Source organism: Pseudomonas sp. NIBRBAC000502773, from assembly GCF_006517195.1.
In the GTDB taxonomy this organism is placed as follows: domain Bacteria; phylum Pseudomonadota; class Gammaproteobacteria; order Pseudomonadales; family Pseudomonadaceae; genus Aquipseudomonas; species Aquipseudomonas marginalis.
On sequence record NZ_CP041189.1, the window covers coordinates 862,636 to 876,647 of the forward strand.

Consider the following 14,012-nt stretch of genomic DNA (forward strand, 5'->3'; position numbering starts at 1 on the left):
GCCCTCCACACAACAACAACGCTTACATTAAGGTGCCTGTCCATGAGTTACCCGTCCCTGAACTTCGCCCTCGGTGAAACCATCGACATGCTGCGCGACCAGGTGCAGTCCTTCGTGGCCAAGGAAATCGCGCCCCGTGCGGCACAGATCGACATCGACAACCTGTTCCCCGCCGACCTGTGGCGCAAGTTCGGGGACATGGGCCTGCTGGGCATCACCGTACCGGAAGAATACGGCGGCGCCGGCCTGGGTTACCTGGCCCACGTGGTGAGCATGGAAGAAATCAGCCGTGGCTCGGCCTCGGTGGCGTTGTCCTACGGCGCCCACTCCAACCTGTGCGTGAACCAGATCAACCGCAACGGTACTCACGAACAGAAACTCAAGTACCTGCCCAAACTGATCAGCGGCGAGCACGTCGGCGCCCTGGCCATGAGCGAACCCAACGCCGGTTCCGACGTGGTCTCGATGAAACTGCGCGCCGACAAACACGGCGACCACTATGTGCTCAACGGCAGCAAGACCTGGATCACCAACGGCCCCGACGCCAGCACCTATGTGATCTACGCCAAGACCGACCTGGAAAAGGGCCCCCACGGCATCACCGCGTTTATCGTCGAGCGCGACTGGAAAGGCTTCAGCCGCAGCAACAAGTTCGACAAGCTCGGCATGCGTGGCTCCAACACCTGCGAGCTGTTTTTCGATGACGTCGAAGTGCCGGAAGAAAACATCCTCGGCGTGCTCAACGGCGGCGTGAAAGTGCTGATGAGCGGCCTCGATTACGAGCGCGTGGTGCTGTCCGGCGGCCCCACCGGGATCATGCAGGCGTGCATGGACCTGATCGTGCCCTACATCCACGATCGCAAGCAGTTCGGCCAAAGCATCGGCGAGTTCCAGCTGATCCAGGGCAAGGTCGCCGACATGTACACCCAGCTCAACGCCAGCCGCGCCTACCTCTACGCGGTGGCCCAGGCCTGCGAGCGCGGCGAAACCACGCGCAAGGATGCGGCCGGGGTGATCCTGTACAGCGCCGAACGCGCCACGCAAATGGCCCTCGACGCGATCCAGATCCTCGGCGGCAATGGCTATATCAATGAATTCCCCGCCGGGCGCCTGCTGCGGGACGCCAAGCTGTATGAAATCGGCGCCGGCACCAGTGAGATTCGGCGGATGCTGATCGGTCGCGAACTCTTCAACGAAACCCGCTGAAGGAGCGTCCCATGGCCACCTTGCACACCCAGCTCAACCCACGCTCGGCGGAGTTCGCCAGCAACAGCGCGGCGATGCGCCAACAGGTCGACGCCCTGCACACCCTGCTCGCCCATGTGCAGCAAGGCGGCGGCGCCAAGGCCCAGGAGCGTCACACCTCACGCGGCAAACTGCTGCCGCGCGAGCGCATCAATCGCCTGCTGGACCCGGGCTCGCCGTTCCTTGAACTCAGCCAACTGGCCGCCCATCAGGTGTATGGCGAAGACGTGCCCGCCGCCGGCGTGATCGCCGGCATCGGCCGCGTGGAGGGCGTCGAATGCATGATCGTCGCCAACGACGCCACGGTCAAAGGCGGCTCCTACTACCCGCTCACGGTGAAAAAACACCTGCGCGCCCAGACCATCGCCGAGCAGAACCGCCTGCCGTGCATTTACCTGGTGGACTCCGGCGGCGCCAATCTGCCGCGCCAGGATGAAGTGTTTCCCGACCGCGAGCACTTCGGGCGGATCTTCTTCAACCAGGCCAACATGAGTGCCCAGGGCATCCCGCAGATCGCCGTGGTGATGGGCTCGTGCACCGCCGGTGGCGCCTACGTGCCGGCCATGGCCGACGAAGCGATCATGGTGCGCAACCAAGCGACGATCTTCCTGGCCGGCCCGCCGCTGGTGAAAGCCGCTACCGGTGAAGTGGTCAGCGCCGAAGACCTCGGCGGTGCCGATGTGCACTGCAGGATCTCTGGCGTGGCCGACCACTATGCCGACAGTGATGAACACGCCCTGGCCCTGGCCCGCCGCAGCGTGGCCAACCTCAATTGGCGCAAGCAAGGCCAATTGCTGCAACGCACGCCCGTGGCGCCGTTGTACAGCAGCGAAGAGCTCTACGGCGTGATCCCGGCCGATGCCAAGCAGCCGTTCGATGTGCGCGAAGTGATCGCACGGCTGGTGGATGGCTCGGTGTTCGATGAGTTCAAGGCGCTGTTCGGCACCACCCTGGTGTGCGGCTTCGCGCATTTGCACGGTTACCCGATTGCGATCCTGGCGAACAACGGGATTCTGTTCGCCGAAGCCGCGCAAAAAGGCGCGCACTTTATCGAGTTGGCCTGCCAACGCGGGATTCCACTGCTGTTCCTGCAGAACATCACCGGGTTTATGGTCGGCCAGAAATACGAAGCCGGTGGCATCGCCAAGCACGGCGCCAAGCTGGTGACTGCAGTGGCGTGCGCCAAGGTGCCGAAATTCACGGTGATCATCGGCGGCAGCTTCGGCGCCGGCAACTACGGCATGTGCGGCCGCGCCTATGACCCGCGTTTTTTGTGGATGTGGCCCAACGCGCGGATTGGTGTGATGGGCGCCGAGCAGGCCGCAGGCGTGCTGGTGCAGGTCAAGCGTGAGCAGGCTGAACGGGCAGGCGTCAGCTTCAGCGTTGAAGAGGAAGCGGCGATCAAGCAGCCGATCCTCGACCAGTACGAAACCCAGGGTCACCCCTATTACTCCAGCGCACGCCTGTGGGACGACGGCGTCATCGACCCGATGCAGACCCGCGATGTTCTGGCCCTGGCCTTGTCCGCCGCGCTGAATGCCCCCATCGAGCCGAGCCGCTTCGGCGTGTTCCGCATGTAACCTGTAGGAGCGAGCTTGCTCGCGAAGGTCGTTAACGATAACGCGAGCATTCTGGATGAACGCGTTGCCTGGACGTTTTTCGCGAGCAAGCTCGCTCCTACAGGAGACCTCTCATCATCATGGAGCTCCTTGCATGAGCGATTTCAATACCCTCGAACTGATCACCGACAGCCGTGGCTTTGCCACCCTGTGGCTCAGCCGAGAAGCCAAGAACAACGCGTTCAACGCCGAGATGATCCGCGAACTGATCATCGCCCTCGACCATGTGCAAGGTGATGCGTCCCTGCGTTTCCTGGTCCTGCGGGGGCGCGGCAGGCACTTCAGCGCCGGTGCCGACCTGGCCTGGATGCAGCAGTCGGCCGAACTGGATTACCACACCAACCTGGACGACGCCCGCGAACTGGCGGAGCTGATGTACAACCTGGCCAAGCTGAAAATCCCCACCCTGGCAGTGGTGCAAGGCGCGGCCTACGGTGGCGCGCTGGGTCTGATCAGTTGCTGCGACATGGCCATCGGCGCCGATGATGCGCAGTTCTGCCTGTCGGAAGTGCGCATCGGCCTGGCCCCGGCCGTGATCAGCCCGTTCGTGGTGCAGGCCATCGGCGAACGTGCGGCGCGGCGCTATGCCCTGACCGCCGAGCGGTTTGGCGGCCAGCGTGCACGGGAAATCGGCCTGCTGGCGGAAAGCTACCCGATTGGCGAACTGGACCAACAGGTGGAACAGTGGATCACCCACCTGCTGCAAAACAGCCCGGCGGCGATGCGCGCCAGCAAGGACCTGCTGCGCGAAGTCGGTAACGGCGCGCTCACCCCTGCCCTGCGCCGCTATTGCGAAAATGCCATTGCGCGCATCCGTGTCAGCGCCGAAGGCCAGGAGGGCTTGCGCGCGTTCCTGCAAAAACGCCCACCCAGCTGGCAGCCCCAGGAGCCGCGTTCATGAGCACGCTGACCACCGTACTGGTGGCCAACCGCGGCGAGATTGCCTGCCGGGTGATGCGCACCGCCAAGGCCATGGGCCTGACCACCGTGGCGGTGCACAGCGCCGTCGACCGTGATGCGCGACACAGCCGCGAGGCGGATATTCGTGTCGACCTGGGGGGTAGCAAAGCGACCGAGAGCTACCTGCAAATCGACAAACTGATCGCCGCCGCCCAGGCCAGCGGTGCCCAGGCCATTCACCCAGGCTACGGCTTCCTGTCGGAAAACGCCGGGTTTGCCCGTGCGATCGAGGCGGCGGGCCTGATCTTCCTCGGACCGCCCGCCTCGGCCATCGACGCCATGGGCAGTAAGTCCGCCGCCAAGGCCCTGATGGAAACCGCCGGCGTGCCCCTGGTGCCGGGGTATCACGGCACAGAACAGGACCTGGAAACCTTCCGCGCCGCCTGCGAGCGCATCGGCTATCCGGTACTGCTCAAGGCCACGGCCGGGGGCGGCGGCAAGGGCATGAAGGTGGTGGAGGATGTCAGCCAACTCGCCGAAGCCCTGGCCTCGGCCCAGCGTGAGGCGCTGTCGTCCTTCGGCAATGGGCAGATGCTGGTGGAGAAATACCTGCTCAAGCCACGCCATGTAGAGATCCAGGTGTTTGCCGATCAGCACGGGCATTGCCTGTACCTCAATGAGCGGGATTGCTCGATCCAACGCCGCCACCAAAAGGTCGTCGAGGAAGCCCCGGCACCGGGGCTGAGCGTTGCACAGCGCAAGGCCATGGGTGAAGCGGCGGTGCGTGCGGCCCAGGCCATCGGTTATGTCGGCGCGGGCACGGTGGAGTTCTTGCTGGATGCGCGCGGCGAGTTTTTCTTCATGGAGATGAACACCCGGCTGCAGGTGGAACACCCGGTCACCGAAGCGATTACCGGCCTGGACCTGGTGGCCTGGCAGATTCGCGTCGCCCAGGGCGAGGCGCTGCCGATCACCCAGGAGCAGGTGCCATTGATCGGCCATGCGATTGAAGTGCGTTTGTACGCCGAAGACCCGGCCAACGACTTCCTGCCCGCCACCGGGCACCTGGCGCTGTATCGCGAGTCCGCGCCGGGCCCGGGGCGTCGCGTGGACAGTGGTGTCGAGCAAGGAGACGACGTGTCGCCGTTTTACGACCCGATGCTCGGCAAGCTGATTGCCTGGGGTGAAGACCGTGAACAGGCGCGCCTGCGCTTGCTGAGCATGCTCGATGAGTTTGCCGTGGGTGGGTTGAAGACCAATCTGGGCTTCCTGCGGCGCATTATTGGTCATCCGGCATTTGCGGCAGCTGAGTTGGATACCGGATTTATTCCGCGCTACCAGGACGAACTTCTGCCGGTGGCCGGGACGTTGAGCGATGCGTTCTGGCAAGCTGCGGGTTCTGCCTTCATGCAGAGCTTGCCCCCAGGTGACGGGCCATGGGCGGACACCGGTGGATTCCGTGCAGGATTGCCCGCCGAGGTCTCGCTGCACTTGAGCTGCAATGGCCAGGACCGCCTGGTGACACTGGCCGCCGGCGCCGCGACATTGCAGGGCGAACAGTTAGTGATCGAACACCAGGGCGTCCGTCGTTCACATTTGGCGGTGCGCAACGAGCATACGGTTTTCCTGCGTTGGGACGGCGAGATGCAGGGCGTGAGCCTGTTCGATCCGATTGCCGCTGTCGAGGCCAGCCAGTCGCACCAGGGCGGCCTCACGGCACCGATGAACGGTAGCATCGTGCGGGTACTGGTGGACGTGGGCCAAACGGTCGAAGCCGGCACGCAACTGGTGGTGCTCGAAGCGATGAAGATGGAGCACAGCATCCGCGCGCCCCAGGCCGGGGTAGTCAAGGCGCTGTTCTGCCAGGAGGGCGAAATGGTTGCCGAAGGGTGCACGTTGGTGGAGCTCGAAACGGCGGACTAGAACTTCACCGTGGCTTGCACGACGACGCCGAGGATGCGGCAATCAACGGTGAACAGCAGTTTCGGGTAGGTAGGGTTGAGCGGCACCAGATAGAGCTGGCCGCTCTCTTCCAGCAACTGCCGGAAGGTCGCCTGGCTACTGCCGGCCCGTTGGGCGACTACCAGTTTGCCGGGTTCGGCGGCGATGGCCGGATCTACCAGGATCATCATCCCCGCTGCGATGCTCGGGCCGCTGAGCGCGGTCATGGCGTCGCCCGTCACCGGCAGCCAGAAGGCGTCGCCCCGGGCGTGGTAATCCGTCGGTTCGAAGCGCGCGGCACCATAGGCCGGGCGCTCTTCGCGCGTTTCGCCCAGGCCTTTCCACTCGCTGACCGGGTAGCGAAAATACGCCGTGTACTGTCTTGCCGGATCTACGACCTCGTCGGCCTTCTCACGCAGCTCCTGCACCACTTCCAGGTCGCCCAGCCCCAACTCTGCCAGCACCCGGTTCATATCCGCCAGGCTCGGCACGCGACGCTTGTTGAGCCAGTGGCCAACGCCCCCCTGGGACATGCCCAAGCGTTCAGCCAGCTCACCCTGGGTGACCTTGCGGTCTTTCATGTTGGCCTTGACCAACGCTATCCATTTATCCATGGCCGCGGACAATACGTCAGCCAGTTTCCAGGGCAATAAACAGTTTGTAGTAATCCATAAAACGACATAAATACGATACGTACTATCATCGAGCATAAGGTTTTCGACACCCACCCAGAGTACCGCCCCTTATGACGACGAGCCCGTATCTCCTGCCTGAAACACCCGAAAACGATGACATGCAAAACCTGCGCAGCAGCGGTGCTGCACAGCGTGCCTTGGACTTCTACTTGAAAGAAAATATGTCAGCACCCGTCCCGGATGACAGCTTTTTCGCCATCAAGCCCGGCATCAGCCAGGAGGAAGCCCTGGTGCACGCCTCGGACCTGTTGCGCAGTGCCGCCGCCACGGCCTACGAATCAGCGAGCAGCCATCACGGCAACCAGCGCGACCTGGCGTTTTCAGTGGTGTATTTGATTGATATGGCGAAGGCGATGGTCGAGCGGTCGTTGCAGGTACCGGAGGTTCGGGCGAACGGATAACAGCCGCGAAAGAAAAATATTTCTATCCCATGGATAAAAACATTTGACTTGCAAATGATAATGATTATTATTGGGCTCAGCTGATCGCGAGATCAGTCGATAGACCAAGGGACCTTAGGTCGGACTCTTGGAATATCTCCTCATCAGGCTAATCACGGTTTTTGACCCGGCTCTTTGGCCGGGTCTTTTTTTTGCCAGTTTCCCTGGCATGGCTTCAGGCTAATGAAGACTGTGTGTTGCTTGATGGCGCGCATGGTAGCAAAAGACCATCGCCAAAAGAAAGCCAGTCCAGTGCTGCAGCGCACATCTCTGCGAAATAGCGCTTGAGAATCAATCTCATAGATTCTAAGCTGCGGCGGCGTCACGGACGACGCCCCCCTCCCCGCAACAATTTTGCATCCAGGCTTTACCAGACTCCTGTGTAATATAGCCGCCACAACACTCATATTCAGGCAACCAGACTATGACCGTGGCCTTGACCTCCATCAAGATCAGCACCGACTTCGACAGTGGCAATATCCAGGTGCTCGACGCCAGCGACGCCTACCAGTTGCTGCTGGCCATCCAGCCCGATACCCGCAGCCACCATTACCAATGGTTCCACTTCAAAGCCGAAGGCATGCACGTGGGCCACACCCATAACTTTCGCCTGAGCAACGCCGGTGGTTCTTCGTATAAGCACGCCTGGAGCGGCTACAACGCTGTCGCGTCTTATGATCACGTCAACTGGTTCCGAGTCCCTACGCGCTTCGACGGCGAGATCCTGCATATCAGCCTCGAAACCCGTGAGAAACATGCCTGGTTGGCCTACTTCGAGCCCTACAGCCGCGAACGCCACGACTGGCTGATCGACCAGGCCCTGAAGTACGCCGGCACCCAAGTGCTGGCCACCGGCAAAAGTGTCGAGGGCCGCGATATTCAACTGTTGCGACGTGGCAAAGGCGGCGAAGGCCGACGCAATGTCTGGATCATTGCCCAGCAGCACCCCGGCGAACACATGGCCGAATGGTTCATGGAGGGCATCATCGAACGCCTGCAACAGGATGGCGATGCCGAGATGAAAAAGCTCCTGGCCGTTGCCGACCTGTACCTGGTGCCGAACATGAACCCCGACGGCGCCTTCCACGGTCACCTGCGCACCAACGCCATGGGCCAGGACCTCAATCGCGCCTGGCAAAGCGCCAGCCAGGAGATCAGCCCGGAAGTGCTGTTCGTGCAACAACAAATGCAGCAGTACGGTGTCGACCTGTTCCTCGATATTCACGGCGACGAAGAAATCCCCTACGTGTTCACCGCTGCCTGCGAAGGCAACCCCGGATACACCCCGCGTATCGAAGCGCTGGAAAAACGCTTCCGCAGCCATTTGAGTTCGCTGACCCGTGACTTCCAAACCACCCACGGCTACACCCGCGACTTGCCGGGCGAAGCCAATATGACCCTGGCCTGCAATGCCGTCGGCGAGCAGTACGACTGCCTGTCCCTGACCCTGGAAATGCCGTTCAAGGACAACGACGACGCCCCCAATCCGAAAACCGGTTGGTCAGGCGAACGCTCCAAACAGCTAGCCAAGGACGTCTTGAGCACCGTGGCCGATATCGTCACGGTCCTGCGCTAACGCCCCTGGCCCCCGGCATCAGTCCTTGGTGCCGGTCATGCTCTGCAGCACACCATCGCGCCGAATCAACCCATGGAACAGCGCCGCCGCCAGGTGCAGCAGTACCGTCAGGAACAGCAGGTACGCCAGATACCCATGGGCCTTGCGCAATAGCGCAAACAGCGGTGCATCCGCCGCCACCAGCGCCGGCAACTGCACCGAACTGCTGAGCATCACCGGATCGCCCGCCGCCGAAATCATCGCCCAGCCCAGCAGCGGCAATACCAGCATCAACCCATACAAGACCAGATGGGACGCCTTGGCTGCCAGCACCTGCCACAGCGGCAAGTCAGACGGCAACGGCGGCTGGCGGGTGGAGAAGCGCACCGCCAGGCGCACGATCACCAGCACCAGGATCGCGATCCCCAGCGGCTTGTGCAGGTGGATCAACCACTCATGCCGCTCCGACACTGACGCCGCCAGGCCTGCGCCGATAAACAACATGGCGATGACCATCAGCGCCATCAACCAGTGCAGCAGGCGCGCCAGGGGCGCAAAAAACCGTGGTTGGGCATTCATGGCTTCGACTCCGCTGGGGCACTGTGCAAGGGGCTGACTTCACCGGCACGGCGCAGGTACGAACTGGCATACGCCGCCGAGCGTGCAGCCAGCAGCGGATCATTGGAGGCTTCGATGCCGCTGGGCAAAATCAACGGATCGAAATTAATGTCGCGACAATCGCCGTCGGCCTGGGGCTGGCTGCTTTGCAGCACCAGGGTGCCGGCATTCAGCACCTTGTGCTCACCGCTCCAGGGTTTGCTCGCATCATCCAGCGGGTCGCCGGGGTTGGCCAGGGTCATGTTCAATTGCCAACGCAACGGCCCTGAGGCCAGGCGTTGCACCAGGTCTTTCTCCAGAAAGTCGGCGCCCGCTGGTGCGGTCTCCCCCGCTGCATCCTGAATCTGGGGCACTACGCCCCAGCGCACGGCCTGGCGCTTGCCCTCGGCACTCACCAGGTAAAACGCGTTGATACCGTTATAGGTTTCGGTCGCATAACTGGCCGATGGCCTGGCCGTCTTGACCCACGCCAGGAATGGCGCCGCCTCAGGGTGTGCGGCAAAAAACGCCGGCATATTCGCCGGGTTCGGCTTGCCGGTGGCCGGGTCCGGCGCGCCGGCCTTGAGCATCTGGTAGAACGCCTCGGGCGTGCCCACCGGAAATACCGGCATACTGTTCATGCCGGTACGCCATTGCTGGCCGTTGGCCAGGCTGAACTGCACGGCAAAGCTGCGGATCGGCACACTGCTGTCCGGCGCATAGGGGTTGCCGCTGGGCAAGGCGAAGCGGCCGATCAACGGCGTCCTGGCCGCGCTGAACACCTGGGCGCTGGAGTAGGCACGCGCCTCGGCACTGCTTTCGAAATACCCGGCCACGCACACGCCCTTGGCATGGTTACGCCGGAATCCAGGGTGCACGCCGTTGTTGGTTTCCAGGGCATTGACCAGGGTTTTCGGACGCAGGCGTTGTGGGTCGAGGCTGCCGTTGACGTAGGCAAATGCCCCGGCCATAACCGCAACCACGGCGCCAATACCCGCAAGTCGTGCGATCAGGCTCGCCGTGCTTAACGGGGGACGTGGCGGTGATGAGTGATCTACCATGAACAGACTCCAGGGCCTGAAGGCCTTTGGGGGTAACCATAAGGTCGGAGAATTAAGACGAACGCCGATCCGCTCTATTCCCAGGCCCTGGATTTATTTTCCACGGCCGGGAATAACCGTTCACGCCGGACGTCTCTCTAGTCCCAGCGTAGTGACCAGCCAGACACCCATGCATGAACTCGACGAACCGTTACGTGAACTCATCCCCAGGCTGCGGCGTTTCGCTGTGTCCCTGACCCGTAACGCCAGCAGTGCCGACGACCTGGTGCAGGCGACCCTGGAGCGGGCGATCACCCGTTGGGCCGACAAACGCATCGAGGGCGATCTGCGCGCGTGGCTGTTCTCGATCCTCTACCGGCAGTTCCTCGATGCCCACCGCCGCACCCGGCGCTATGCACGCATGCTGGAATTCTTTACCGGCCGCGATGATGCGCAGCCGTCGGTGGAGCGCACCGTCATCGCCCAGGCGACCCTGCAAGCCTTCGACCAACTCAACACCGAACAACGCGCACTGCTGTTGTGGGTGTCGGTGGAGGGCTTGAGCTACAAGGAAGTCGCGCAAATACTCGAGGTGCCGATCGGCACCGTGATGTCGCGCCTGTCCCGGGCGCGCCAAGCGTTGCGTCAACTCAGCGATGGCGACATCGCCAGCCCTTCCCTGCGGATACTCAAATGATCAGCCTGCCCCCCAGCGAACGCGACCTGCATGCCTACGTCGATCACCAACTCCTGGACAGTGATCGCCGTGTGCTCGAAACCTACCTGGCCGCCCACCCCGAGGTCGCGGCCCAAGTGCAGGCGTGGCAGCAGGACGCGCAATTGCTGCGCGCGTCCTTGAGCGGCGCCCTGCAACAGCCAGCCAACCCGGCGCTGGACCCGGCGCTGATTCGCCAGCGCCTCAAGCACCAGACGCGCCGCCACTTTGCCACCGCCGCGGTGCTGCTGATGGCCGTCAGCCTCGGTGGCCTCGGCGGCTGGCAGGCCCGTGAAGCCACGCAACCGCCGCTGCTGCCGATGGCCGATGCGATGCAAGCGTTCCGCCTGTTTGCCCAGGAGGGCATCATGCCTGCCGACTACAACGGCGAGGACCGCGGCACGATGCAGGCGTGGCTCGACCGCTACTTCAATCAGGCCCATCGCCTGCCGGATTTGAGCCAAGCGGGCTTCACGCCCGTCAGCGGGCGACTGCTCACTACCGATCAAGGCGCCGCCGCCATGGTGCTGTACCAGGACGCACAAGGTCGACGCATCAGCTTCTACATCCGCCCACCGGGCCCGGACAACGGTTTCCTGCCCCGTGGCGAGCGCACGGCGGATGGATTGCAAGCGCAATACTGGTCCGGCAGCGGCTACAACTATGCGGTGGTCAGCCCGGCCGGCCAGGCGACGCCACCCCTGCAGCCGTTCTAGATTGGTCAAATCGCCACCGGCGCCCTAAAGTAAGCGACCACCGCACTACAGAGTGACTCGCATTGGCCGTGCTCCCCCTTATCCGTCGTTTGCTCGGTAAAAAAACCGACACACTGGACGACACGCCCATCCAGACGTTCTTTCAGGACAAAGCTCGGCAACTGGGTTACACCCTCAGTGCTGGCCAAGCCCAGGCCATCGCCGCGATGGCGCGCCAGACCCACCACCTGCTCGCCAGCCAGCCTACCCGCAGCCTGTACCTGCACGGCCCGGTGGGGCGCGGCAAAAGCTGGCTGCTGGACGGTTTCTTCCAGGCGCTGCCCATCGCCGAAAAGCAACGCGTGCATTTCCATGAGTTTTTCGCCCGACTGCACCGCGGTATGTTTACGCACCAGGCGACGGACGATGCCTTGGCCATGACCCTGGACGAACTGCTCGACGGCTGCCGCGTGCTGTGTTTCGACGAGTTCCACGTGCACGACATCGGCGATGCCATGCTGATTACCCGGTTGTTCAAGGCCCTGTTCCAGCGTGGCGTGTGGGTGCTGGTCACCTCCAATTATCCACCCGAAGGGCTGTTGCCCAACCCGCTGTACCACGAGCGTTTCAAGCCGGTGATCGACTTGATTGCCGCGCGTATGGACGTGCTGGAAGTCAGTTCGCCCGAGGACTTTCGCAGCCTGCCCCAGGCCCATGCCGTGCAGCGCTTCACCACCGGTTGTTACCTGTGGCCGGGCACGCAGGCCCAGCGTGCAGCGCTCGGCCTGCCGGTCAGCGGCGGCCCGCCGCAGACGCTGACGGTGGGCCACCGCACATTGATCTGCCGCCGGCATCAGGCCCGCACCATCGTATTCACCTTCAACGACCTGTGCGAACAGCTGACGGCGGTGATGGACTACCTGTTGCTGTGCGAGGCGTTCGATCACTGGGTCATCGACGGCCTGCCCCGCCTGGCAGACTGCCCGATCGCCGTGCAGCAGCGGTTTATCAACTTGGTGGACGTGCTTTACGACAAGGACAAGCACCTGATCCTGATCGGCGAACAACCGCTGGCACAGGCCATGAGCGGCCAGGCCATCGACCTGGCGCGCACCGCCAGCCGCCTGAACCAATTGCAACAGGCCGACCCGCAACGGGTGCGCGACCCGGTATCATGAGCGCCATTTACGCCCCCTTGCCGAGTGACCGCGCCGTTCATGAATACCCTCGCCCAACTCAAGGCCGGCCACTTGGCCGGCATTACGCGCCTGGACCTGTCCTGCGGGCTCACCGAATTTCCTGAGGAAATCTTCGGGCTGGCCGACTCCCTGGAAATCCTCAACCTCAGCGGCAATGCGCTGAGCCGCCTGCCCGACGACCTGCACCGCCTGCCGCACCTGCGCGTGCTGTTCTGCTCGGACAACGCCTTTACCGAACTGCCGGAATGCCTGGGCCAATGCGCCAAACTGAGCATGATCGGCTTCAAGGCCAACCAGATCAGCCACGTGCCCGCCGCCGCGCTGCCACCGTTGCTGCGCTGGCTGATCCTCACAGACAACCGCATCAGCCAGTTACCCCGCGAGTTGGGCGAGCGGCCGCTGCTGCAGAAACTGATGCTCGCCGGGAACCAACTGACGCAGTTGCCGCAGAGCCTGGCCAACTGCAGCAACCTGGAGCTGATCCGCATTGCCTCCAACCGCCTCACGCGCCTGCCCGAGTGGCTGTTGACGCTGCCGAGCCTGACGTGGCTGGCCTATGCGGGCAACCCGGTGGAAATGGCCGTGGATGTGACGGTAGACGACACGACAGCGGCTATTCCCTGGACGGAACTGGAACTGGCCGAGGTGCTGGGCGAAGGTGCCTCGGGGGTTATCCGCAAGGCCCTGTGGACACCCACCGCCAAGCCCGTCGCCGTCAAGCTGTACAAAGGCACGATCACCAGCGACGGCTCGCCGCTGCACGAAATGCAGGCCTGCATCGCCGCCGGGTTGCACCCTAACCTGATCAAGGTGCAAGGCCGCGCGGTGGGTGCCCCGAGGACCAGGCCGCATTGGTCATGGACCTGATCGACCCGAGCTACCGCAACCTCGCCGCCCTGCCGAGCCTGGCCTCCTGCACCCGCGACGTCTACGCCCCCGCCACCCGCTTCAGCCTCGACGTAGCCTTGCGCATGGCACGGGGCATCGCCTCCGTGGCGGCGCATCTGCACCGGCACGGCATCACCCATGGCGACCTATACGGGCACAATATCCTGTGGAATGAAGCGGGCGATTGTTTGCTCGGGGACTTTGGCGCGGCGTCGTTTCATACCAAGGCAGACACCTTGGAAACACGAGCCTTGCAACGCATTGAAGTGCGCGCGTTCGGGGTGCTGCTGGGGGAATTGCTGGAGCGGGTTGAGGCGGGGTTGATTGACGAGGCGCTGTTGGATTTGCAGAAAAGCTGTTGCCAGCCCGACGTGTTGGCACGGCCGAGCTTCGAAGAAATCAACGCCCTGCTGCAATCCATCCAACACCGCTAAACAAATGTGGGAGGGGCGGTGCGACGACTCGACTTGCCCCCTCCCACAT

The 14,012-nt window shown here is 63.1% G+C and carries 12 protein-coding genes and 1 pseudogene; 10 read left to right on the top strand and 3 right to left on the bottom strand.

All coding sequences use genetic code 11. The features are described 5' to 3' along the window. Window positions 1-42 precede the first annotated feature (42 nt). The 4 genes from NIBR502773_RS03875 to NIBR502773_RS03890 all read left to right on the top strand — a co-directional run bounded on the left by NIBR502773_RS03875 (window position 43) and on the right by NIBR502773_RS03890 (window position 5,687). Window positions 43-1,206, top strand: a complete 1,164-nt coding sequence (locus NIBR502773_RS03875; RefSeq protein ID WP_065924121.1) for an isovaleryl-CoA dehydrogenase — start codon at window positions 43-45, stop codon at window positions 1,204-1,206. 11 nt (window positions 1,207-1,217) lie between these two features. Next, complete coding sequence (locus NIBR502773_RS03880) at window positions 1,218-2,825, top strand: carboxyl transferase domain-containing protein (RefSeq protein ID WP_141155408.1); 1,608 nt, start codon at window positions 1,218-1,220, stop codon at window positions 2,823-2,825. A gap of 133 nt (window positions 2,826-2,958) precedes the next feature. After that, window positions 2,959-3,765 (top strand): gamma-carboxygeranoyl-CoA hydratase, encoded by an 807-nt coding sequence (locus NIBR502773_RS03885; RefSeq protein ID WP_115488505.1) that lies wholly within the window; start codon window positions 2,959-2,961, stop codon window positions 3,763-3,765. Then, entirely contained in the window at window positions 3,762-5,687 is a 1,926-nt protein-coding gene (locus NIBR502773_RS03890; protein ID WP_141155409.1) for an acetyl/propionyl/methylcrotonyl-CoA carboxylase subunit alpha, read from the top strand. Before NIBR502773_RS03885 ends, NIBR502773_RS03890 begins: the two co-directional genes overlap by 4 nt. On the opposite strand, the gene NIBR502773_RS03895 is transcribed toward NIBR502773_RS03890, so the two are convergent. Then, complete coding sequence (locus NIBR502773_RS03895) at window positions 5,684-6,319, bottom strand: LexA family transcriptional regulator (RefSeq protein ID WP_141155410.1); 636 nt, start codon at window positions 6,317-6,319, stop codon at window positions 5,684-5,686. The two genes, NIBR502773_RS03890 and NIBR502773_RS03895, sit on opposite strands and share 4 nt — an antisense overlap. A 131-nt stretch (window positions 6,320-6,450) precedes the next feature. On the opposite strand from NIBR502773_RS03895, the gene NIBR502773_RS03900 reads away from it, so the two are divergent. Both NIBR502773_RS03900 and NIBR502773_RS03905 read left to right on the top strand, forming a co-directional pair. Continuing rightward, window positions 6,451-6,801 carry a DUF6124 family protein gene (locus NIBR502773_RS03900; RefSeq protein ID WP_141155411.1) on the top strand — a complete coding sequence of 117 codons (351 nt, stop codon included), beginning with the start codon at window positions 6,451-6,453 and terminating at the stop codon, window positions 6,799-6,801. A 463-nt stretch (window positions 6,802-7,264) separates the two neighbouring features. Beyond that, window positions 7,265-8,416: a M14-type cytosolic carboxypeptidase gene (locus NIBR502773_RS03905; RefSeq protein WP_065940124.1), complete on the top strand. Its 1,152-nt coding sequence runs from the start codon at window positions 7,265-7,267 to the stop codon at window positions 8,414-8,416. A gap of 18 nt (window positions 8,417-8,434) precedes the next feature. On the opposite strand, the gene NIBR502773_RS03910 is transcribed toward NIBR502773_RS03905, so the two are convergent. Together NIBR502773_RS03910 and NIBR502773_RS03915 are read right to left on the bottom strand one after the other, a co-directional pair. Next, window positions 8,435-8,974, bottom strand: a complete 540-nt coding sequence (locus NIBR502773_RS03910) for a cytochrome b (RefSeq protein WP_065940125.1) — start codon at window positions 8,972-8,974, stop codon at window positions 8,435-8,437. Continuing rightward, entirely contained in the window at window positions 8,971-10,053 is a 1,083-nt protein-coding gene (locus NIBR502773_RS03915) for a catalase family peroxidase (RefSeq protein ID WP_141155412.1), read from the bottom strand. The genes NIBR502773_RS03910 and NIBR502773_RS03915 overlap by 4 nt, the downstream gene beginning before the upstream one ends. A gap of 169 nt (window positions 10,054-10,222) precedes the next feature. Between NIBR502773_RS03915 and NIBR502773_RS03920 the strand changes: the two genes are divergently transcribed. The 4 genes and pseudogenes from NIBR502773_RS03920 to NIBR502773_RS03935 all read left to right on the top strand — a co-directional run bounded on the left by NIBR502773_RS03920 (window position 10,223) and on the right by NIBR502773_RS03935 (window position 13,963). Then, complete coding sequence (locus tag NIBR502773_RS03920; protein WP_027606262.1) at window positions 10,223-10,729, top strand: RNA polymerase sigma factor; 507 nt, start codon at window positions 10,223-10,225, stop codon at window positions 10,727-10,729. Next, window positions 10,726-11,463 (top strand): anti-sigma factor, encoded by a 738-nt coding sequence (locus NIBR502773_RS03925; protein ID WP_141155413.1) that lies wholly within the window; start codon window positions 10,726-10,728, stop codon window positions 11,461-11,463. Before NIBR502773_RS03920 ends, NIBR502773_RS03925 begins: the two co-directional genes overlap by 4 nt. A gap of 62 nt (window positions 11,464-11,525) precedes the next feature. Then, entirely contained in the window at window positions 11,526-12,620 is a 1,095-nt protein-coding gene (zapE, locus tag NIBR502773_RS03930; RefSeq protein WP_141155414.1) for a cell division protein ZapE, read from the top strand. Between the two features lie 39 nt (window positions 12,621-12,659). Then, a pseudogene (locus NIBR502773_RS03935) lies at window positions 12,660-13,963 on the top strand (protein kinase). Window positions 13,964-14,012: the final 49 nt, after the last annotated feature.